At 68.8% G+C, this 21,139-nt stretch carries 17 protein-coding genes and 2 pseudogenes; 15 read left to right on the top strand and 4 right to left on the bottom strand.

Annotated elements, in window-relative coordinates; translation table 11 throughout:
* Positions 1-20: 20 nt before the first annotated feature.
* On the bottom strand, positions 21-983 hold the full coding sequence (gene gshB / locus V3391_RS16895) for a glutathione synthase (protein WP_332079590.1): 963 nt from the start codon (positions 981-983) through the stop codon (positions 21-23).
* A gap of 183 nt (positions 984-1,166) precedes the next feature.
* On the opposite strand from gshB, the gene pilG reads away from it, so the two are divergent.
* The 8 genes and pseudogenes from pilG (at position 1,167) to V3391_RS16930 (ending at position 13,277) form a co-directional block, all read left to right on the top strand.
* Positions 1,167-1,571 carry a twitching motility response regulator PilG gene (gene pilG, locus V3391_RS16900; protein ID WP_332079591.1) on the top strand — a complete coding sequence of 135 codons (405 nt, stop codon included), beginning with the start codon at positions 1,167-1,169 and terminating at the stop codon, positions 1,569-1,571.
* Positions 1,572-1,588: 17 nt separating this feature from the next.
* Positions 1,589-1,954, top strand: a complete 366-nt coding sequence (locus V3391_RS16905; protein WP_332079592.1) for a response regulator transcription factor — start codon at positions 1,589-1,591, stop codon at positions 1,952-1,954.
* Positions 1,954-2,514, top strand: a complete 561-nt coding sequence (locus V3391_RS16910; RefSeq protein WP_332079593.1) for a chemotaxis protein CheW — start codon at positions 1,954-1,956, stop codon at positions 2,512-2,514. Before V3391_RS16905 ends, V3391_RS16910 begins: the two co-directional genes overlap by 1 nt.
* Positions 2,515-2,554: 40 nt before the next feature.
* On the top strand, positions 2,555-4,576 hold the full coding sequence (locus V3391_RS16915) for a methyl-accepting chemotaxis protein (RefSeq protein WP_332079594.1): 2,022 nt from the start codon (positions 2,555-2,557) through the stop codon (positions 4,574-4,576).
* 367 nt (positions 4,577-4,943) lie between these two features.
* Positions 4,944-6,833: pseudogene (locus tag V3391_RS17870) on the top strand (FimL-related protein); the annotation flags it as partial.
* 1,914 nt (positions 6,834-8,747) lie between these two features.
* Positions 8,748-11,294, top strand: a pseudogene (locus V3391_RS17875) (response regulator); the annotation flags it as partial.
* Positions 11,287-12,813, top strand: coding sequence for a chemotaxis protein CheB (locus V3391_RS16925; RefSeq protein ID WP_332079597.1), 1,527 nt, complete (start codon positions 11,287-11,289; stop codon positions 12,811-12,813). The pseudogene V3391_RS17875 and the gene V3391_RS16925, both read left to right, overlap by 8 nt.
* Entirely contained in the window at positions 12,810-13,277 is a 468-nt protein-coding gene (locus tag V3391_RS16930) for a chemotaxis protein CheW (protein WP_332079598.1), read from the top strand. Before V3391_RS16925 ends, V3391_RS16930 begins: the two co-directional genes overlap by 4 nt.
* 50 nt (positions 13,278-13,327) lie before the next feature.
* On the opposite strand, the gene V3391_RS16935 is transcribed toward V3391_RS16930, so the two are convergent.
* Both V3391_RS16935 and bioA read right to left on the bottom strand, forming a co-directional pair.
* The gene (locus V3391_RS16935; protein ID WP_332079599.1) at positions 13,328-14,065 is read right to left on the bottom strand and encodes a 16S rRNA (uracil(1498)-N(3))-methyltransferase; all 738 of its coding nucleotides are present in this window, start codon (positions 14,063-14,065) and stop codon (positions 13,328-13,330) included.
* On the bottom strand, positions 14,056-15,459 hold the full coding sequence (bioA, locus tag V3391_RS16940; RefSeq protein WP_332079600.1) for an adenosylmethionine--8-amino-7-oxononanoate transaminase: 1,404 nt from the start codon (positions 15,457-15,459) through the stop codon (positions 14,056-14,058). The genes V3391_RS16935 and bioA overlap by 10 nt, the downstream gene beginning before the upstream one ends.
* Positions 15,460-15,512: 53 nt before the next feature.
* Here bioA and nudE point away from each other — a divergent pair, with 53 nt between their 5' ends.
* From nudE to V3391_RS16965, 5 genes are all read left to right on the top strand, one after another.
* Positions 15,513-16,064, top strand: coding sequence for an ADP compounds hydrolase NudE (gene nudE / locus V3391_RS16945; RefSeq protein WP_332079601.1), 552 nt, complete (start codon positions 15,513-15,515; stop codon positions 16,062-16,064).
* A complete protein-coding gene (gene cysQ / locus V3391_RS16950; protein ID WP_332079602.1) occupies positions 16,057-16,881 on the top strand; it encodes a 3'(2'),5'-bisphosphate nucleotidase CysQ in 825 nt (274 codons plus the stop codon). Before nudE ends, cysQ begins: the two co-directional genes overlap by 8 nt.
* Positions 16,882-17,072: 191 nt before the next feature.
* Positions 17,073-17,858 (top strand): nucleoside triphosphate pyrophosphohydrolase, encoded by a 786-nt coding sequence (gene mazG / locus V3391_RS16955; protein ID WP_332079725.1) that lies wholly within the window; start codon positions 17,073-17,075, stop codon positions 17,856-17,858.
* Complete coding sequence (locus tag V3391_RS16960) at positions 17,855-18,178, top strand: YnfA family protein (protein WP_332079603.1); 324 nt, start codon at positions 17,855-17,857, stop codon at positions 18,176-18,178. The genes mazG and V3391_RS16960 overlap by 4 nt, the downstream gene beginning before the upstream one ends.
* A gap of 67 nt (positions 18,179-18,245) precedes the next feature.
* Entirely contained in the window at positions 18,246-18,548 is a 303-nt protein-coding gene (locus V3391_RS16965) for an Mpo1-like protein (RefSeq protein ID WP_332079604.1), read from the top strand.
* A 7-nt stretch (positions 18,549-18,555) separates the two neighbouring features.
* Here V3391_RS16965 and V3391_RS16970 read toward each other — a convergent pair whose 3' ends face one another.
* On the bottom strand, positions 18,556-18,900 hold the full coding sequence (locus V3391_RS16970) for a DMT family protein (protein WP_310233138.1): 345 nt from the start codon (positions 18,898-18,900) through the stop codon (positions 18,556-18,558).
* 152 nt (positions 18,901-19,052) lie between these two features.
* On the opposite strand from V3391_RS16970, the gene V3391_RS16975 reads away from it, so the two are divergent.
* Both V3391_RS16975 and V3391_RS16980 read left to right on the top strand, forming a co-directional pair.
* Positions 19,053-19,766: a response regulator transcription factor gene (locus V3391_RS16975; protein ID WP_159680050.1), complete on the top strand. Its 714-nt coding sequence runs from the start codon at positions 19,053-19,055 to the stop codon at positions 19,764-19,766.
* Positions 19,767-19,788: 22 nt separating this feature from the next.
* Positions 19,789-21,102: a sensor histidine kinase gene (locus V3391_RS16980; RefSeq protein WP_332079605.1), complete on the top strand. Its 1,314-nt coding sequence runs from the start codon at positions 19,789-19,791 to the stop codon at positions 21,100-21,102.
* Positions 21,103-21,139 lie beyond the last annotated feature (37 nt).

Genomic DNA, 21,139 nt, shown 5'->3' on the forward strand with positions numbered 1-21,139 from the left:
CGTCGGCGGCGCGATGCGCGTCAGGGCGTGTGCGTCGCGACCGGGCCGCGCTCGATCGCGTCGAACAGCAGGCCGGCGATATTGGTGCCGTAGGCCGCATCGATCTCGCGGATGCAGGTCGGGCTGGTGACGTTGACCTCGGTCAGCCAGTCGCCGATGACATCCAGACCGACGAAGCGCATGCCGCGTGCGGCCAGCGCCGGGCCGACCTGCGCGGCGATCCAGCGGTCGCGCTCGCTCAGCGGACGCGCCTCGCCGCGGCCGCCGACCGCGAGGTTGCCGCGGAACTCGTCGCCCTGCGGAATCCGCGCCAGGCAATAGTCGACCGGCACCCCGTCGATCAGCAGGATGCGCTTGTCGCCATCCACGATCTCCGGCAGATAGCGCTGCGCCATCGCCAGACGACGGCCGCCGTCGGTCAGCGTTTCCAGGATCACGTTGAGGTTGGCGTCGCCGGCGACGGCGCGGAAGATCGAGCGACCACCCATGCCGTCGAGCGGCTTGAGCACGGCGTCGCGGTGTTCGGCGACGAAGACCTTCAGCGACGCCGCATCGCGGCTGACCAGCGTCGGCGGGCAGCACTGCGGAAATGCCAGCGCGCCCAGCTTCTCGTTCATGTCGCGCAAGCCCTGCGGATCGTTCACGATCATCGCGCCCTGCCGCTGCGCCACGCCGAGGATCTGCGTGTCGCCGACGAACTCCGGATCGACCGGCGGGTCCTTGCGCATGAGCACCACATCGCCGTCGCCGAAGCGGCGCAGCGCGGGGGTGCCGAGGGTGTACCAGTCGTCCGGATCTTCGCGCACGGTCAGCGGTGCAGTGCGCGCGATTGCCTCGCCGCCAGTCATCGCCAGGCCGCCCGGAATCACGTAGTGCAGGCGATGGCCGCGGCGCTGCGCTTCGAGCAGCATCGCGAACGTCGAGTCCTTGGCGATCTTGATCGACCCGATCGGGTCCATCACCACGACGACATCCAGGGACATGCGTACGACCTGCGGAAAGGGGACGCACGATCTTATCAGGGGCCGTTCCCGCGCCGCGCCGCCGCATTTCGAGGCGCTGCGCACAAAGCGCGTGAAAATCTTGACAGGCCGACGCCGGGCCGCGGTATAACTCCGTCCTGCACCGGCGCGCGAAGTCCCGCGCCGCGCACCAGGGGAGAATGCATGACCAGTGACGACAAGCCGTCCTCCGGCAGCCTCGATGGCTTGCGGGTGATGGTGATCGACGACTCGAAGACCATCCGGCGCACCGCCGAGACGCTGCTGCGTCGCGAAGGGGCCGACGTCGTCACCGCCGTCGACGGTTTCGAGGCGCTCGCCAAGATCGCCGACCAGAAGCCGCAGATCATCTTCGTCGACATCATGATGCCGCGGCTGGACGGCTATCAGACCTGCGCGCTGATCAAGAACAACCAGGTGTTCCGCAACACGCCGGTGATCATGCTGTCGTCCAAGGACGGCCTGTTCGACAAGGCCCGCGGCCGCATCGTCGGCTCCGAGCAGTACGTCACCAAACCATTCACGCGCGAGGAACTCCTCGACGCGATCCGTACGCACGTCACCGCCTGATCAGGGGAGAGCAGGGCATGGCACGCATCCTGTTGATCGAGGATTCGCCGACCGATACCGCGGTGCTGACGCAGTGGCTGGAACGCCACGGGCATGAGGTCACCGCATCGGGCAACGCCGAGGACGGCATCATCGCGTGCAAGCGCGAGCGCCCCGACCTCGTGCTGATGGACGTGGTGCTGCCGGGCATGAGCGGCTTCCAGGCCACGCGTGCGCTGGCCAAGGACGCCGAAACCTCCGGCATTCCGATCGTCATCATCAGCACCAAGGGCATGGAGACGGACCGGATGTGGGGCATGCGCCAAGGCGCGAAGGGCTACATCGTCAAGCCGCCGACCGAGGACGCGCTGATCAGTCAGGTCAACGCGGTTCTGGCGGGCTGATGTCCACCACGCAATCCGTCGACGCGCCCGCCACGGGCGCGTTCGCACTTCTGGCCGAGTACGAGCGGCGCAGCCTGGCGCACAGCATCGGCCTGCCCGACCAGCTCGACGCGCCCGGCCTGTGGCGCGGCGTGGGTTACCGGATCGGCCGGCGCATGCTGGCCTCGTCGTTCGACGAGGTCATCGAGATCCTGCCGATGCCGCCGGTGACCCCGGTGCCCGGCGCGCAGCCCTGGGTGCTCGGCGTCGCCAACATCCGCGGCAGCCTGCTGCCGATCGTCGACCTCAAGCAGTTCCTGGAGGGCGAGCGCACGGTGCTGCAGGAAAGCCAGCGCGTGCTGATCGTGCGCCAGCCCGGCGGTGACGTCGCGCTGACGATCGACGAACTGTTCGGCCAGCGCAGTTTCCTCGAGGAAGACGAGGTCTCGGCCGACCGCATCGCCGAAGGCCGCTACGGCCACTTCGTCGAACGCGCGTATGCGCATGCCAACGCGACCTGGGGCGTCTTCAGCCTCGAACGTCTCGGTCGCACCCCGGAATTTCGACACGCCGCGGCCTGATGGCCGCCGTCGCACCCAGCATCAGGAACGGACAGCCCGCATGAGCACAGCCGCCGATACTCTCGCCATCAAACGTCGCACCTTCGGCACGAACTTCTGGGTCGTGGTGCTGGTCGTGGCCGGCGCGATCCTGGTCCTCAACACCGGTTACGGCACGTGGAAGGCGTCCGCCCTCGGCGGCGCCAGTACCTCGGCCTCGAACCTGCGCGTGGACAGCCAGCGGCTGGCCAACCAGGGCAGCGACGCGGTCCGCGGCAACGCGGCGGCGTTCGCCACGTTCAAGGCCACGCGCGCGCAGATCGACGGCGACATCCAGCAGCTCAACGCCAGCTACGGCGATACGCCGGGCGTATCCGGCGCGGTCGCCAAGGTCACCGAAACCTGGACGCCGCTCGGCGCCAGCGCGCAGCGGCTCGCCGACAGCGAAGCCGCGGTGACCGCATTCGCCGGCCAGGCCCAGCGCTTCAGCCAGGGCGTGCCGCAGCTGCAGGCTCTGCTCGACGAACTGGTGCGTGCGATGTCGAGCAGCGGCTCGCCGTCCTCGCAGGTCTATATGGCGCTGCGCCAGGTGGTGATCGCCGGCGACATGGCACGTCGCGTGACCGAGGTGCAGGCCGGCGGCGCCGGCGCCGCGATCGCGGGCCAGGGTCTGCGTCGCAATGCGGAAGATTTCCAGCAGGTCATGACCGGTCTGCGCGAGGGCGACCCGTCGCGCGAACTGCAGGCGCTGACCAACGGCAACGCGCTCGCCGCGCTGACCCGCGCCGACGAAGCCTGGGCGCGGATGCGCGCCGAGCTCGAAGCCATACTCGGCAGCAGCGAGCAGCTGTTCCAGGCGCAGGCCGCCGCCGGTGCGCTGGTGACCGGTTCCGACCAGTTGCTGGCCGACAGCGAATCGCTGTTCAACGCCTTCACCGCGTTTGGCTCGATGACCGACCGCAGCATCCTGGGCAACATCTGGATCAGCATCGTCGCCGGCCTGATCGCGCTGGTCGCCATCGCCGGTCTGCTCGTCTCGCTGAACCGCGCGCAGCGCGAGCGCTACGAGACCACGATGGAACTCAACAACCGCAACCAGGAGGCGATCATGCGCCTGCTGGACGAAATGGGTTCGCTCGCCGAAGGCGATCTGACGGTCAAGGCGACGGTCACCGAAGACATGACCGGCGCGATCGCCGACTCGATCAACTTCGCGATCGAGCAGCTGCGCAGCCTCGTGCAGACGATCAACGACACCTCGGTGCAGGTCGCGTCCAGCGCGCAGGAAACCCAGGCCACCGCGATGCATCTGGCCGAAGCGGCCGAGCACCAGGAGCAGGAGATCAACTCCGCGTCGGACCGGATCAATGAGATCGCGGTCAGCATCGACCAGGTGTCGAAGAACTCCGCCGAATCGGCCGACGTGGCGCAGCGCTCGGTGCAGATCGCGACCAAGGGCGCGGGCGTGGTGCGCGAGACGATCGCCGGCATGGACTCGATCCGCGACCAGATCCAGGAAACCTCGAAGCGCATCAAGCGGCTGGGCGAAAGCTCGCAGGAGATCGGCTCGATCGTCGAATTGATCAACGACATCTCCGAGCAGACCAACATCCTCGCGCTCAACGCCGCGATCCAGGCGGCCTCCGCCGGTGAAGCGGGCCGCGGTTTTGCGGTCGTGGCCGACGAAGTGCAGCGCCTCGCGGAACGCGCGACCAATGCGACCCGCCGCATCGAAACGCTGGTGCAGACGATCCAGTCCGACACCAACGAAGCGGTGACGTCGATGGAACAGACGACCTCCGAAGTGGTCGCCGGTGCGCGCCTGGCTGAAGACGCCGGTACCGCGCTGGGCGAGATCGAAAGCGTCTCGACCAGCCTCGCCGACCTCATCCAGGGCATTTCTTCGGCCGCGCACCAGCAGTCCTCGGCCGCGACCAACATCACCACGGCCATGCACACGATCCAGTCGATCACCAAGCAGACCTCGCAGGGCGCGAACCAGACCGCGGCGTCGATCGGCAACCTGGCGCAGCTCGCCGCCGACCTGCGTCGCTCGGTCGCCGACTTCAAGCTGCCGGCCTGAGCCACGGAACGGATTCCATGACCGTCTGTTTCATTCGCGCTGACGCGCGCGGCGCCCTTCGCGGAGCCGCCGCATGAGCGGTCTGCGCGATGCCATCGACCACACCATGCTCGGCTGGATCAAGCCGGAGCTGGACGAAGTGCTGCGCCAGGCACGCATCGAACTGGAAGGCTTCGTCGAAGCACCGGACGATCCGGGCCGCATGCGCCTGTGCGCCGGGTATCTGCACCAGGCGCAGGGCACGCTGCGCATGGTCGAGCTGTACGCGCCGGCGATGGTCGTCGAGGAAATGGAGCGGCTGGCCGATGCGCTTCGCGACGACGCGACCGCCGACCGTGACATCGCCTCGGCTGCGCTGCTGCGCGGCATGCTGTTGCTACCCGATTACCTCGAACGCCTGCAGGGCGGGCACCGCGACATTCCGATCGTACTGCTGCCGCTGCTCAACGAGCTGCGCGCCGCGCGCGGCGAAACCGGCCTGAGCGAAAGCATCCTGTTCGCCCCGGATCTGGCGCGTGCGTTGCCCGACACCGCGCCGGTCGAAGATGCCGGTATCGACCCAGACGCCGCGCTGCGCCAGTTGCGCGTCGCGCTGCAGGCCTGGCCCGCGACCGGCAGCCCCGGCGATACCGGCGCGCTGGTGACCGGTTTGTCTGCACTGGCCGCACAGGCCGGCACCGAAACCCAGCGCCGCATGCTGTGGGTCGCCTCGCGCGTTGCCGACGCACTGGCCGATGGCGCGTTCGCGCCGGCCCTGCATCCCACGCTGCGCCAGGTGTTCGCCGGCGTCGAACGCGAAGTGCGCCAGTACGCGCAGGCGCCGCGTCTCGACGCGACGCTCGCCGACGGTGCACAGGAACCCACGCGTCAGCTGCTGTATCACGTCGCCCACAGCGACGCCGCGCATCCCGCGCTCGACGCGTTGCGCGATGCCTTCGACCTGCAGGCGCAACTGCCGAGCGAGGCCGAACTCGAACACGCGCGCGGCAGTCTGGGTGGCCGCAACCGCGCGCTGCTCGGCACCGTCGCCGCCGCGGTCAAGGAGGACCTGCTGCGGGTCAAGGACGCGCTGGACCTGCATCTGCGCACCGGCTCGACCGACATCGCCGGTCTGCAACCGCAGGTCGACGTGCTGGCCGGCGTCGCCGACACGCTCGGCATGCTCGGTCTGGGCGCCGCGCGTACCGTGGTGCAGCAGCAGCGCGACACGATGCGCGGCATCGTCGGCGGTGCCATGCCGGCCAGCGAGGACACGCTGCTCGACGTCGCCGGCGCATTGCTCTACGTCGATGCGACGCTCGACGACCAGGTCTCGCGTCTCGGCGCCGAGGTCACCGATGGCTCCGACGACACGCTCGCCGTCGAGGCGCAGCAGTCGATGGCGGTGCTGGTCCGCGAGGCGATCGCCAATTTCTCCGACGCGCGTCAGGCGCTGGTCGCGTTCGTCGAGACCAGCTGGGATCACGCCGAACTGCAGGAAGTGCCGCGTCTGCTGGCCGAGGTCGGCGGTGCGCTGGCGATGCTGGAACTGCCACAGGCCGCGAGCTATCTGGCCGGCGTGCGCCTGTATGCCGAACGCGAACTGATCGCGCGTCAGCGCGTGCCCAACGGCCGCCAGCTCGACACCTTCGCCGATGCGCTGGCGAGCCTGGAGTACTACCTCGAAGCGTTGCGCGAGCAGCGCCCGAACCGCGCCGACATTCTCGACATCGCGCGCAGCTCGCTGGAAGCGCTCGGCTACTGGCCGCTGCCGGAAGCGAGCGTCGCGCACGAGACCGTGGTCAACGACAACCCGTTCGACGAGGCCGACAGTGCGACGGCCGGCTTCCACCTCGACCAGTTCGCCCGCGGCATCGAGGTGTGGGAGCCACCGGTGGCCGAGCGCGAGCAGGCGCCCGCTCCGGTGTCGGTGGACACCTCCCCCTCGCAGACACCGGCGCCCACGCCGGCGCGCAATGTCGCCGGTGGCTTCGAGGACGTCGGCGACGAGATCGACGACGAGATCCGCGAGGTGTTCCTCGAGGAATTCGCCGGCGAGATCGAGAATCTCGACGCGCTGCTGCCGCCGTGGCGCGCGCAGCCGGACAACATCGAACTCGTGCGTCCGATCCGGCGCGTGTTCCACACGCTCAAGGGCAGCGGTCGACTCGTCGGCGCGAAGGCGCTCGGCGAGTTCAGCTGGTCGATCGAGACCATGCTCAACCGCGTCATCGACGGTCGCCCGGCCACGCCTGCCGTGGTCGAGATGGTCGACCAGGCGTTCTATGCGCTGCCCGAACTGCAGGCGGTGCTGCGCGGCGAAGCCACGCTGCGCGCCGATCTCGACACCATGCAGGCCAATGCGGCGCGCATCGCCGCCGGCGACGACACCTTGCCGGTGCAGCCCGCGGCGCTCGTGATGGCCGCCGATACCGTAGAGGTCGATCTCGAAGACGCGCCGGTGCCGGTGCGAGTCGAATCCGACGTCGCGCCGGTCGCGAGTGCCGACGACGCGACGTCCGACATCGCAGAGGCGGCGCCCGTCGCGGCGTCGGACGAAATCGAGACCGTGCCCGCGTCCGTCGACGCGCTGCTGCTTGAAATCCTCGACAACGAAGTGCAGGGCCATCTGCAGACCGTCGGCGACTGGCTCGGTGCGATCGATGCCGGCGCACCCGCCGACGGCGAGCGTCTGCTGCGCGCGCTGCACACGATGCACGGCGCGTTCGCGATGGCCGAAGTGCCCGCGATCGGCCTGCTGCTCGGTCCTGCCGAGGAGTACGCACGTCGTCTGGTCGCCGCCGGCACCGCGCCGGACGCCGATGTCACACCGGTGCTCGACGCGGTCTGCGTCGCCGCCCGCGAAGCGCTGCGCCAGTTGCACGCACCCGAGCCACGCATCGCGGTCAGGACCGCACTGGCCGAGCAGGTCGGCGCATTGCGCGACCGCCTACCCGAAGCGCCGGTCGAGCGGTTCGAATTCGATCTGCCCGACGACATCGATGCGCTGGACGATCTGTCCGATTCCACGTCGATCGCACTCGACCAAGACAGTGATGCCGGGCAGGTGGCGCAGGACGCCGAGCATCTGGAGGCCGAGCGCGCTGCGCAGGCGGAAAGCGAGCGGCTCGAAGCTGAGCGAACAGAGAGCGAGCGTGTCGAGGCCGAGCGTCTCGAACAGGAACGCTTGGATACAGAACTTTTTGCGCTTGCAGAGGCCGAACGTGCCGAGTCGGAACGCGTCGAGCGCGAGCGTCTGGAACAGGACCGTCTCGACGCCGAGCGTCTCGCGCAAGCCGAAGCTGAACAGGCCGAAGAAGCGCGCCTCGACGCAGTGCGTGTCGAGACCGAGCGTCTGGAGCAGGAGCGCCTCGATGCCGAGCGTCTCGCACAGGCTGAAGCCGAACGGGTGGAAGCGGCCCGGATCGAAGCCGAGCGTGTCGAGAGCGAACGCGCGGAGGAAGCCCGTCTTGCCGCCGAGCGGATCGCACAGGCAGAAGCCGAGCAGGCGGAAGCCGCACGACTCGACGCCGAGCGTGTCGAGTCCGAGTGGCTGGAAGCAGAGCGTCTCGCCGCCGAGCGGGCTGCGCAGGACGAAGCCGAACAGGCCGCGCTCGCGCGACTCGAGATCGAACGGGCAGACGCGGAACGCGTCGAAGCCGAGCGCGTCGAAGCCGAGCAGCGGGAGCAGGCACGTCTGGCGGCCGAGCAGGCTGCGGAGACGGACGACACCGCTGCGGCGACGGATCAGGCTGCGTCGGACGACATCGAAGTAGAGGATGCGCGTCAGGCCGATGCTGCGCGGATCGCGATCGAAGCGTTCGAGAAGTTGCGCCGTCAAGCCCACATCGACGCCAGCGTGCTGGTCGCCGAGCGTGCCCGCTTCGATCAGGACGAAGCCGCACGTCGTCTGCGCGATGCCGAGGCGGCTGCCGCAGAGGCAAGCGCGTTGTCCGCAGAAGGCTCCCTTGACGCTGCTGCAGACGACGTCGATGCAGTCGGGATCGTCGGCGATGCGTCCGATGTCCAAACGCCATCGAACGAGGACGTGACCACGTCGCCGGAGATCGAATCGACAGACGTTGTCGATGGTGCGCTGGTGTCCGACGTGATCGATGTCGAAGACGCTTCGGATGCGATCTCGGATCCGGCCGACAACGCCGACCCGGAAACCATCGACATCACAGCGTCTGCGGCAGACATCGAAGCGGACGCGTTGACTATCGACCCTGAAGTCGACGACGTCGCAGCCGTGCCACCTTCCGACCTCGAAGTTGCGCCAGTCGATTCGATCGACGATGAGACGGTCGCGCCGGCAGACACCGCCGAAGCCGGGATCCCGGCCGATGCAACCGTTTCCTTGCCCACCGACGATCTGCCGACCAGCGAAGACGATCCCGATACCGCGCTCGCGCTCGAGGGTCTCGATCCGGAACTGATCGACATCTTCGTCGAGGAAGGCATCGATCTGCTCGACCATTCCGACGCGTTGCTGGCGCAGCTGCGGGTCGCGCCCGACAACCGCGACGCGGTGGCCGGTCTGCAGCGCGATCTGCACACGCTCAAGGGCGGCGCGCGCATGGCCGGCCTGATGGAAATCGGCGAGCTGGGTCATGCGATGGAGACCCTGCTCGAATCCGTGGCCGAGCGTCGGCGCACGCTGCGCCGCGGCGACGTGATGCTGCTCGAACGCGGCTTCGATCGCCTGCACACGATGGTGACCCGCGCCGGCGACCGGCGCGCGATTGGCCCGTCGCAGGCGCTGGTCGATGCGTTCAGTGGCAAGCGCCCGAGCGAGTCTCAGGCCGCGTCGCCGGCGCCCGCCGACGAGGCGCCGAAGGTCGAACTCGCGCCATTGTCCGCACCGCTGCCGCTCGACAGCGGCACCGCAGAGGACGAAGAGAACGCGCTGCGCGGTTCGCAGGAGCAGGTGCGCATTCGCGCCGACCTGCTCGACAAGCTGGTCACCTACGCCGGCGAGGTCGCGATCTACCGCGCGCGTCTGGAGCAGCAGCTCGGCGCGTTCCGCGGCGCGATGAACGAACTGGCGCAGACCAATACGCGTCTGCGCGACCAGCTGCGCCGCCTCGACAGCGAGACCGAGGCGCAGATCGTCGCGCGCTACCAGCGCGAGGGCGAGGACACCGATACCACCTTCGATCCGCTGGAACTCGACCGCTTCTCGACACTGCAGCAGCTCTCGCGTGGTCTCAGCGAGACCGCGTCCGACTTCGGCAGCCTGCAGCAGATGCTCGAGGACCAGACCCGCCAGTACGAGACGCTGCTGACCCAGCAGTCTCGGGTGAGTTCGGATCTGCAGGAAGGTCTGATGCGCACGCGCATGGTGCCGTTCGACGGCCTCGTGCCGCGGCTGCGCCGCGTCGTCCGGCAGGCCGCGCAGGACACCGGCAAGCAGGTGCAGTTGCGTCTCGAAGGCACGCAGGGCGAGCTGGATCGCAACGTGCTCGAACGCATGGTGTCGCCGCTGGAGCACATGCTGCGCAACGCGGTCGCGCACGGGCTGGAGGCGCCGGATGCGCGTCGCAAGGCCGGCAAGGCCGACGAGGGCAGCGTCCACATCGCCGTCCGCCGCGAGGGTTCGGAAGTCGTGCTGGAAGTCGGCGACGACGGCGCCGGTCTCGACCGCGCCGCGATCCGTCGCCGCGCCGAGGAACGCGGGCTGTTGCAGGCGGATGCCGAGGTCGCCGACATCGATCTCGATGCGTTGATCCTGCAGCCGGGCTTCTCGACCGCGACCGAAGTCAGTCGCCTGGCCGGTCGCGGCGTCGGCATGGACGTCGTCGCCAGCGAAGTCCGCCAGCTCGGCGGCACCTTCGACATCCGCTCGCGCGACGGCGCGGGCACGACGTTCACGCTGCGCCTGCCGCAGACGCTGGCCGTCACCCAGGCCGCGTTCGTGCGCATCGGCGAGACCAGTTTCGCGGTGCCGATCGCATCGGTGCGCGGTGTCGGTCGCATCGCGCGTGCCGAGGCGAAGCCCGGCGCGATCTACCGCTACGGCGGCGAAGACTATCCGCTGTACGACCTCGGGCGCCTCGTCGGCCAGCCGTCGGCGCGCGCCGAAGGGCAGTTGCAGATGCCCTTGCTGCTGATCCGCGCCGGTGAGCTGCGCGCGGCGGTTGCGGTCGACGAAATCGTCGGCAACAAGGAAATCGTGGTGAAGCCGGTGGGTCCGCAGATCACCTCGATCCCGGGCATCTTCGGCGCGACGATCATGGGCGACGGCCGCGTGGTCGTGATCCTCGACATCGCGCCGCTGGTGCGTCGCTACGGCACGCAGGCTGCGCAGGTCGATGCACCCGTGCACGCGGCGGAGCCGGCGATCGAACGCCGCGCGGTGCCGCTGGTGATGGTGGTCGACGATTCGGTGACGATGCGCAAGGTCACCGGCCGCGTGCTGGAGCGCCACAACTTCGAGGTCGTGACCGCGAAGGACGGCCTCGATGCACTGGAGCGCATGGACGAGCGCGTGCCCGATCTGATGCTGCTCGACATCGAGATGCCGCGCATGGACGGCTACGAACTCGCGACGCAGATGAAGGCCGATCCGCGTCTGCGCGACGTGCACATCATGATGATCACCTCGCGTACCGGCGAGAAACATCGCCAGCGCGCGTTCGAGATCGGCGTGGACCGCTATCTCGGCAAGCCCTACCAGGAGCCCGAGTTGCTGCGCCATGTCTACGAGCTGCTGAAGCTGGAGCGCGACGATGACTGACGCGATCCGAACCGTGGTGCTGGCGCGCGCAGGTGCCGCCTGCGACCGCGTGGTCGAAGGCCTGACCGAAGCCGGCGCCGAACTGGTCGCCACGCTCGATCCCGCGCAGCACGCGCCGGATGCGCTCGAAGCACTGGCGCCTTCCGTGCTCGTGGTGGTGCTCGATCCCGTCGACGAGGACGCGCTCGAACCGTTCGAGCCGGCGTTCGCCGTGCCCGGCCGCACGGTGATCTTCGAAGAAGCGGCGCTGGTGCTCGAACGCACCGGTTGGGATGCCGCCCGTTGGGTGCGCCATCTCGCCGCGAAGCTGCGCGGGGTCGGCGATGTACTGCCGCCGTCGGCGCTCGGCGATGTGCCGGTCGACGCGTCCCCGCTGACGCTGGAGTTCGATGCGCACACGGAAGCCGCCGCCTTCGTCGCGCCGGAAGCACCGGTGACGCCGGAGATCGAAGTGCCGTCTGCACCGGAATCGACGCCCGACGATGGGACGCATCTCGCGTTCGACCCGGTCGCGGCCGAGTTCGATGCACCGCCCAGCGTGCAGACGCCCGCCGTGGAATTCAGTTTCGATTTCGAACTCGCCGATTACGACGAGACCAGCTACACCCCGCCGGCCGCGCCGCCCGGCGAAGTGCGCGATCTCGACGAGAATCTGGCCGCGTGGTCGGACGATCCGACGACGCCGGACGAATCTCCGGCTGAAGATGCGGTCGAGACCGATGCATCGACCGATGCGCCGGCCGCGCCGGCGCCCGAACCGATCGTCGAGTCGACATCCGAACCGCTGACGCTGCTCGATGGCGATGCGTTGCCGTCCTTCCGCGCTGCGGCGCCGGCGGACGACGAGGCGCCCGTGGCCATCACGCCGGCCAAGACCTTGCAGCGCGACCTGTCCGATCTGGAATCGCGCATCTCCGGCCTGAGCCTCACCGATACCGACAGCTACGGCCACGGGCCGGTCAAAGGTGTCGTGCTGATCGAAGGCGGCCTGGGTGGACCCGACGCGGTGCGCCAGTTGCTGGGCGCGTTGCCCGAAGGCTTTCCGCGCCCGGTGCTGGTGCGGCTGCAGCTCGACGGCGGTCGATACGACCGGCTCGTGCGGCAGATGGAACGTGCGACCGCGATGCCGGTGCAGCTGGCCGAGGCCGGCATGACGGTCTCGCCGGGCGAGGTCTATTTCCTGCCGCCGGATCTGATGCCGAGCGCGGCCGGTGGCGCACTGCGTTTCGCCGAAGCCGGTGACATCGCCGGTCTCGCCGAGGCGGTGCCGGCCGACGACAGCGCCCTGCTGTTTCTCAGCGGCGCCGATGCATCGCTCGTCGACGTGGCGATGGGACATGCCTGGCAGGGCGCGCTGGTCGGCGGCCAGAGCGAAGAAGGCTGCTACGACCCGGTCGCAGCGCGCGCCGTCGCGCAGCGCGGTGGTCCGTCGGGCAGTCCGACCGACATCGCCGACTGGCTGATCGCGCGCTGGATGCCGAGCGCGCGCCGTTTCGATTCCGGAGGGTTGTCGCTGTGAGCGCAGATCGAGAAATCCGCGGCGTCCTGATCCGCGCCGGTGCCACGCAACTACTGCTGCCCAATGCGACGATTTCCGAGGTGCTCTCGTACTCGCCGCCGGAAGGGGTCGCGAATGCGCCCGACTGGCTGCTGGGGCGCCTGCGCTGGCGCGGCTGGCGTCTGCCACTGGTCGCGTTTCCGGTGCTGTCGAAGCAGGGCGACGAACGCGCCGAACTGGCCAGCAAGGTCGTCGTGCTGAAGACGCTGGGCGGCGACGCGCGCCTGCCGTTCTTCGCGCTGCTGACCGAAGGCTTCCCGCGGCTGGTCACGATCTCCGAAGCGAATCTGCTCGACGAATCGGACGGTGACGGCGACGCGCTGCCGTTCGCGGTGCGCGCCCGCGTACGCCTCAATGACGACGTGGCATTGATTCCCGATATCGACCTGATCGAACAGTCCGTGCGCGAGGCGCTCGCCGCCTGAGTCGCCGCCGGCGCTCAGCTGCCGGGAATGCTTGAACTCAGAGCCGGCGGTCAGCCGGCGAGATCACCGAACCGCGCCTGCAGCGCCGCGATGGCGGCCATGCCGGCGGTCTCGGTGCGCAGGATCCGCGGTCCGAGCCGCAGTCCAGCGAAGCCGGCGGCGATCAAGGCCGCCCGATCGTTCGCGGACCAGCCGCCTTCCGGACCGATCGCGAGCACGATGCCGCCGGACGGCGGTGGCATCGTCGCGAGACCTGATGCCGCATCGGGATCGAGCAGCCAGCGCGAGGCATCGGCAGGCAGATCGGCGAGCGCGGCTGTGAGCGAACGCGGCGGCGAGACCGCCGGAATCTTTGAACGCCAGCTCTGTTCGCAGGCCGACACCACCACGCTGCGCCAGTGCGCCAGGCGCTTGGCCGCGCGTTCGGCGTCGAGCTTCACTTCGCTGCGGTCGCTGGAGACGGGCACGAAGGCGGCGACGCCGAGCTCGGTCGCCTTCTGCAGGATCCAGTCCATCTTCTCGCCGCGCGCGATGCCCTGCACGAGGGTGATCGACAGCGGCGATTCCAGATCGATCGCGCGGCTGCCGGTGATCTCGGCCACCGCGCTGCGCTTGTCCACGCGGACCAGACGCGCGTCGTGATCGATGCCGTCGCCGTTGAACAGTACGCAGGCATCGCCTTCGCGCAGGCGCAGTACGCGCACCAGATGCGCCACGGCGTCGTCGGGCAGTTCGACCGGCTGGCCGGTCGCGAGCGGGCGATCGACGAAGGCGCGGATCACACGCATGCGGTGCCCGCCTCGATGGCTTCGGCGGTGACGTCGGCCAGCAGCTGCAGCTGTGCGTCGTTGATGCAGTAGGGCGGCATCCAGTACAGGATGTCGCCGAGCGGACGCAGCAGCACGCCGCGTTCGACCGCATGGCGATATGCGCGCAAACCGACGCGCAGCGCCGGATCGAACGGCGTGGCCTTGCCGCCGTCACGGGTGAGTTCGAACGCGACGATCATGCCGGTCTGACGCGTATCGGCGACATGCCGGTGCGTGCCGATCTGCGCCGCGAGCGTGGCCATCTTCGCGGCCGTGTCTCGGTTGCGCGCCAGCACGTCGTCGGTGCCGAAGATGTCGAGCGAGGCCAATGCCGCGGCGCAGGCCAGCGGATTGCCGGTGTAGCTGTGCGAGTGCAGGAAGGCCCGTTCGCGCGAGGCGTCGAGGAAGCCGTCGTACAGCGCCTGTGTCGCCAGCACCGTCGATAACGGCAGGAAGCCGCCGGTCAGACCCTTCGACAGGCACAGCAGATCCGGCTGCACGCCCGCCTGTTCGAATGCGAACAGCGTGCCGGTGCGCCCGAAGCCGACCGCGATCTCGTCGGCGATCAGGAAGACGCCGTGCACGTCGCACAGTTCGCGCACGCGCTTGAGGTACACCGGGTCGTGCATGCGCATGCCGCCGGCGCACTGCACCAGCGGTTCGAGGATCAGCGCGCAGATCTCGCCCGCATGCGCATCGAGCAGGTGCGCCAACGCATCGGCCGCGTCTTCGGCGTGGCCGGCCGCGCTCTGGCCGGCGCGCGCGGTGTAGGCATCGGGCGAGGGTGCGAACACCGCTTCGCACAGCAGCGGTGCGTACACGCGGCGATACAGCGGAATGTCGCCGACCGCGAGCGCGCCGAGCGTCTCGCCGTGATAGCCGTTCTGCAGCGCGACGAACTTGGTCCGGCGCGGTTCGTCGCCGCGGTTCTGGAACCATTGGAACGCCATCTTCAAGGCGACTTCGACGCCGGCCGAGCCGTTGTCGGCGAAGAACACCTTGGTCAGCGGCGGGCGTCCCGGCTCGCGCGGGGCGACGGCGAGCAGGCGTTCGGCGAGCTCGACCGCCGCCGGATGCGTGCAGCCGGCCAGGATTACCTGCTCCAGCGTGCGCGCCTGCGTGGCGATGGCCTCGGCGATGCGCGGCTCGGCGTGGCCGTGCAGGTTGGTCCACCAGCTGCTGCCCGAATCGAGGATCTTCCGGCCGCCGGCCTCGATCAGCCAGGCACCTTCGCCGCGCACGATCGGCAGCATCGGCTGGATGTCGGGATGCTCGCGCATCTGGGTGCAGGGGTGCCAGACCGCGGCGAGGTCGCGGGTCCGCCAGTCGTTGCCGTCGGCTAGAATGGCCGCATCGTGAATCTGTCCAGTCATCCCGTCATTATCGCTCCGCAGCGCCGCCGCCGTGCAGACGGGAGGGCGCGGGCATGAGCAAGACGCTGCCGACCATCCACGAGGTCACCGAGCACGAGGCGGCGCTGTACCGCATGGAACGGCTCGATCTGGAGTTCTCCAACGGCGAACGGCGGCTGTACGAACGCCTGCACGGCCGCGGCCATGGTGCGGTGATCGTGGTGCCGATGCTGGATGCGGAGACGGTGCTGCTGGTGCGCGAATACGCCGCCGGCTTCCATCGCTACGAGCTGGGCCTGGTCAAGGGCCGCATCGACGCCGGCGAGACCGCGCTCGAAGCCGCCAACCGCGAACTCAAGGAAGAGATCGGCTACGGCGCGCGCAGTGTCGAAGCGCTGCGCTCGATCTCGCTGGCGCCGCAGTACATGAGCCACCAGGCGACGCTGGTCGTCGCGCGCGATCTGTACCCCGAGCGTCTGGCTGGCGACGAGCCCGAAGAACTCGACGTGGTGCCGTGGAAGCTCGATGCGCTGCACGAGCTGATCCTGCTCGACGAGTTCTCCGAAGGCCGTTCGATCGCCGCGCTGTTCATCGTCCGCGACTGGCTGCGTCACCACGGTGGCTGACGCCGCCGGACCCGTCACTGCCGCGGTCCGCGACGGCGTCATCGCGATCGCGCGCGCCGCGGCCGACGCGATCCTCGCCGTCTACGCCGAAGATTTCGATGTCGTCCGCAAGGCCGACGCCAGCCCGGTCACCGCGGCCGATCTGGCCGCGCACCGGGTCATCGTCGATGGCTTGCGCGCGCTGACGCCCGGCATTCCGATCGTCTCCGAAGAATCCGCCGTCGTCGTCCCCGCCGCGGAGCGCCGCGCATGGACGCGCATGTGGCTGGTCGATCCGCTCGACGGCACGCGCGAATTCGTCAAGCGCAATGGCGAGTTCACGGTCAACATCGCGTTGATCGAACACGGCGTCGCGGTGTTCGGCGTGATCCAGGCACCGGTGACCGGTGCGCTGTGGCATGGCGCACCGGGCCACGGCGCCTTCGTGCGCGAGGGCGATCGCGACACTGCACTGCAGGCGCCGCGCCACGATCCTGCGAGGCCGGTCGCTTTGCGCGTGGCCGCGAGCCGCTCGCATCGCGATCCGCGCACAACGGCACTGCTCGAGCGGATCGGCGACGTCACCCCGGTGCCGCTGGGGTCGTCGCTGAAGTTCTGCCGGCTTGCCGAAGGCGGCATGGATGTCTATCCGCGCTTCGGCCCGACCAGCGAATGGGACACCGCGGCCGGCCAGGCGATCCTCGAAGGCGCAGGCGGCGCGGTGCTCGACCCGCAGGGCCGGCCGTTCCGCTACAACCAGCGCGACACGATCCTCAACGGCGATTTCATCGCGCTCGGCGATCCGGCGTTGCCGTGGCGCGACTGGCTCGCGGCCTGAGTACGCGCGTATCGCGCACACGACAGGATTCCGCGGGAGCGCGCTTGCGCGCGATGAGGCGTGCCTGGCGCGAGCGGATCGCGCAAGCGCGCTCCCACAATCGCTCGTTGAGGTCCAATCAATCCGCACCCGTCTTCCAGGAGTTCGACGTGACCGATGCCCCCGGCGATATCCACCGCATCCTCGACATCATGGCGCGTCTGCGCGATCCGCAGCGCGGCTGTCCCTGGGACGTCAAGCAGGATTTCGCGTCCATCGCCGCGTACACGATCGAGGAAGCCTACGAGGTCGCCGACGCGATCGATCGCGGCGACCTGCCGGGCCTGTGCGATGAACTCGGCGATCTGCTGCTGCAGGTCGTCTTCCACGCGCAGATGGCGCAGGAGCAGGGCGCGTTCGCGTTCGGCGACGTCGTCGACGCGATCAGCGACAAGATGATCCGCCGGCACCCGCACATCTTCGGCGATGTATCCGCGGACGATGCCGAGACCGTGCTGCGCAACTGGGAGGCGATCAAGCGCGAGGAGCGCGCCGCGGCGGGCGACACGGACACGTCGGCATTGGCCGGTATCGCACGCGGGCTGCCGGAATGGCAGCGTGCGGTGAAGCTGCAGCAGCGCGCCGCGCGCGTGGGCTTCGACTGGCCGGGACCGCAGCCGGTGATCGCGAAACTGCACGAGGAGATCGACGAGGTCCGCGTGGAGTTCGATGCGGTCGCTGCCGATCCGGACGACACAGCGGCGCAGGATCGACTCGAAGAAGAACTCGGCGATCTGCTGTTCGTCGCGGCGAATCTCGCACGGCACGCCAAGGTCGATGTCGGCGCGGCGCTGCGACGCGCGAACCACAAGTTCGAGCGGCGTTTCCGCGCGATGGAAGCGATGGCCGAGGCCGAGGGCAGTGCGCTCGCAGGCCAGTCGCTGGACGCGCAGGACGCCTACTGGAACCGCGCCAAGCAGGCCGAACGCGTGCCATGAAAACGTTGCTGCTGTTCCTCGCCACTGCGTTCTTCGAGATCGTCGGCTGCTACCTGCCGTGGCTGTGGCTGCGCAAGGACGGCAGCACCTGGTTGCTGCTGCCGGCTGCCGCGGCGCTGGCCGCGTTCGTGTGGTTGCTGACCCTGCATCCCACCGCGTCGGGGCGCGTCTACGCGGCCTACGGCGGGGTCTATGTCGCGGTCGCGCTGCTGTGGCTGTGGCGCGTCGACGGCATCGTGCCCAGCCGCTGGGATCTGCTGGGCGCCGCGCTGTGCCTCGGCGGCATGGCGGTGATCATGTTCGCCCCGCGCAGCACCTGACGGCGGTTGACGCACGCGGGCGCCGGTGCGATCAATGGCGCGTATACCGCCTGCTCTGGGAGGACGCATGCGCCGCTTCGCCAGCTTCCGCGAGTTCTATCCGTTCTATCTCGGCGAGCACGCGCACCCGGTGTCGCGACGCCTGCATTTCATCGGCAGCTGCGGCGTACTCGCGCTGGTCGGCGTGGCGATCTGGCAGCGCAATCCGATGTGGCTCTGGGCCGCGCTGGTCTGCGGCTACGCCTTCGCGTGGGTCGGCCACTTCTTCTTCGAGAAGAACCGGCCTGCCACGTTCAAGCACCCGATCTATTCCTTCATCGGCGACTGGGTGATGTTCAAGGACATCCTGACCGGCCGTATCCGCTTCTGACCGCGGGTCACTCCAGGAAGATCAGCCAGGCTGCGACCACGATCAGCGCGAAGCCCGCCCAGTGGTTCCACTTCAGCGGCTGGCCCAGATACCAGGTCGAGAAGCCCGCGAACACCAGCAGGGTGATGACCTCCTGCATGCCCTTGAGCTGCGGCGCGGAGTAGACCGCGGCGCCGATCCGGTTCGCCGGCACCATCAGCATGTATTCGAAGAACGCGATGCCCCAGCTGACGACGATGACGGTCAGGATCGGCACGCTGCGGTATTTCAGATGGCCGTACCAGGCGAACGTCATGAAGATGTTCGAGCCCACCAGCAGAAGAATGGGCAGATAGCGCTCGTAGCCGGGCATGACGGAATTTCCGAAGGGGTGGGGACGGCGCAGATCGTAGCGCCAAGCCCGCCACGACGCGGGCGATCCACGAAATCTTCACAAATCCTGCACCGTGAAAGTGGGAAATTCACAAAGCTTAATCCACACGCACCCCAGCTACGGAGTCGTACATGCGCGCAGGTCAGGAACCCGGAGGCCTCGTCCTCATCGTCGAGGACAACCGCAATATTTCCGAGATGGTCGGCGAATACCTGGAAGGTCGCGGCTTCGAGGTGGACTACGCCGCCGATGGTCTGGACGGCTACCGCCTGGCCACCGAGAACAATTACGACGTGATCGTGCTCGACCTGATGCTGCCGCGTCTGGACGGCATCGAAGTCTGCAAGCGCCTGCGCGAGGATGCGCGCAAGTCGACGCCGGTGCTGATGCTGACCGCGCGCGACACGCTCGACGAAAAGCTCACCGGCCTGAGTTCCGGCGCCGACGACTATCTGACCAAGCCCTTCGCGATCCAGGAACTGGAAGCGCGTCTGCGCGCGCTGATCCGCCGCGAGCGCCGCCAGGTGGGTTCGGAAGTGCTCAAGGTCGCCGATCTGGTGCTCGACCCCGCCAGCATGCGCGCCACGCGAGGCGGCACCGAACTGCAGCTGTCGCCGATCGGCATGAAGCTGCTGACGATCCTGATGCGCGAATCGCCGCGCGTGGTGAACCGCCAGGAGATCGAGCGCGAGATCTGGGGCAACAGCCTGCCGGACTCCGACACCCTGCGCAGCCATCTCTACAACCTGCGCAAGATCATCGACAAGCCCTACGACAAGCAGCTGCTGCACACCGTGCAGAGCGCCGGATACCGCATCGCCGACATCGAGCAGTCGCCGGCCTGAGCCGACGACGCGACGCTCGACCATGCCCCAGGGGCTGCCCAATCGCATCCGTGATGCGTTCACCTTCCAGGCGGTGATCGCCGGGATGACGTTGATCGTCTGCGTGATGACCGCGGCCTTCATCGGCCGCGAGGTCGTCGCGCGCCAGTGGCTGCAGGCCGAGGCCGATGCCTGGTGGCAGGCCAAGGCCACCAACGCGGCCTATCCGCCGCCGTTCGGCGTCAACCTGCAGGGCTATTTCATGCCTGCCGGTGGCGGCGACCTCGAGGCGATCATCGGGGGCGACCGCGCGGTCGCGAATCTGCTGTGGTTCAAGGGCGCGCCGGAAGGGTTCTCGCCGCGGCGCGACACCGAAGGCGTCCTGCTGGTCGACCGGCGTGAAGCCGGCACGCTGTATCTCGCCGCGTCGCTGTCGCTGTTCGATCGCATCCTCGCGCTGGCGGCGGGCGGCCTCGCGCTGCTGATGATGGCGACGATGTTCGTCGTCTCGTGGATGACCTACCGCACGTCCAAACGCATGGTGCTGCCGATCCACCGGCTGGCCGACGAAGTGGGCCGCTGGAATCCGTCCGACAACGACGATGGCGTGCCAGCGGCGCTGACCACCCAGGACGATGCCGGCCGCGAGGCGCAGGCCTTGACCAGCGCGCTGCACGGGCTCGGCGACCGCATCGGCGCCTTCGTGCGCCGCGAGCGCGAGTTCACCCGCGACGCCAGCCACGAACTGCGCACGCCGCTGACGGTGATCCGCGTCGCCAGCGACATGATCGCCGCCGACCCCGCCACGCCGCCGCACCAGCAGCGCCCGCTGCTGCGCATCCGGCGCGCGACACAGGACATGGAAGCGGTGATCGACGCGCTGCTGGTGCTCGCACGCGAGCGTGGCGTCATGCCGCAGAGCGAAGTCTTCGAAGTGGTCGACGTGGTCGAGGAAGAACTCGACAAGGTGCGGCAGTTGTTCGAAGGCAAGCAGCTGTCGTTGACCTTCGACATCCAGGGCCGGCCGCGGCTCGACGCGCCGCCGCGCGTGCTCGGCGTGATGCTCGGGCATCTGCTGCGCAATGCCTGGGCGTTCACCGAAACCGGCCGCGTCGACGTGATCGTCGATCGCGACCGCATCATCGTCCGCGACACCGGCATCGGCATGACACCCGACGTGCTCAAGCGCGTGTACGACCCGTTCTACCGCGCCGATCCGTTCTCGCAGTCCGGCAAGGGCATCGGTCTGTCGATCGTGCGCCGCCTCGGCACGCGCTTCGGCTGGCCGGTCGCGCTCGACAGCACGCCCGACGAGGGCACCACGGTCACCATCGTGCTCGGCGACCGGCTGGTCTGAATCGATGCCGACGCCGTGGCGGCGGATCGAGCGCTGC

It is taken from the genome of Luteimonas flava, from assembly GCF_036584485.1.
Lineage (GTDB): Bacteria > Pseudomonadota > Gammaproteobacteria > Xanthomonadales > Xanthomonadaceae > Luteimonas > Luteimonas flava.

Excerpts from the sequence above, each read along its gene's own strand:
- gshB (WP_332079590.1), bottom strand. The coding sequence starts at position 983 with ATGTCCCTGGATGTCGTCGTGGTGATGGACCCGATCGGGTCGATCAAG.
- pilG (WP_332079591.1), top strand. The coding sequence starts at position 1,167 with ATGACCAGTGACGACAAGCCGTCCTCCGGCAGCCTCGATGGCTTGCGG.
- V3391_RS16905 (WP_332079592.1), top strand. The coding sequence starts at position 1,589 with ATGGCACGCATCCTGTTGATCGAGGATTCGCCGACCGATACCGCGGTG.
- V3391_RS16910 (WP_332079593.1), top strand. The coding sequence starts at position 1,954 with ATGTCCACCACGCAATCCGTCGACGCGCCCGCCACGGGCGCGTTCGCA.
- V3391_RS16915 (WP_332079594.1), top strand. The coding sequence starts at position 2,555 with ATGAGCACAGCCGCCGATACTCTCGCCATCAAACGTCGCACCTTCGGC.
- V3391_RS16925 (WP_332079597.1), top strand. The coding sequence starts at position 11,287 with ATGACTGACGCGATCCGAACCGTGGTGCTGGCGCGCGCAGGTGCCGCC.
- V3391_RS16935 (WP_332079599.1), bottom strand. The coding sequence starts at position 14,065 with ATGCGTGTGATCCGCGCCTTCGTCGATCGCCCGCTCGCGACCGGCCAG.
- bioA (WP_332079600.1), bottom strand. The coding sequence starts at position 15,459 with ATGACTGGACAGATTCACGATGCGGCCATTCTAGCCGACGGCAACGAC.
- nudE (WP_332079601.1), top strand. The coding sequence starts at position 15,513 with ATGAGCAAGACGCTGCCGACCATCCACGAGGTCACCGAGCACGAGGCG.
- mazG (WP_332079725.1), top strand. The coding sequence starts at position 17,073 with ATGGCGCGTCTGCGCGATCCGCAGCGCGGCTGTCCCTGGGACGTCAAG.
- V3391_RS16960 (WP_332079603.1), top strand. The coding sequence starts at position 17,855 with ATGAAAACGTTGCTGCTGTTCCTCGCCACTGCGTTCTTCGAGATCGTC.
- V3391_RS16965 (WP_332079604.1), top strand. The coding sequence starts at position 18,246 with ATGCGCCGCTTCGCCAGCTTCCGCGAGTTCTATCCGTTCTATCTCGGC.
- V3391_RS16970 (WP_310233138.1), bottom strand. The coding sequence starts at position 18,900 with ATGCCCGGCTACGAGCGCTATCTGCCCATTCTTCTGCTGGTGGGCTCG.
- V3391_RS16975 (WP_159680050.1), top strand. The coding sequence starts at position 19,053 with ATGCGCGCAGGTCAGGAACCCGGAGGCCTCGTCCTCATCGTCGAGGAC.
- V3391_RS16980 (WP_332079605.1), top strand. The coding sequence starts at position 19,789 with ATGCCCCAGGGGCTGCCCAATCGCATCCGTGATGCGTTCACCTTCCAG.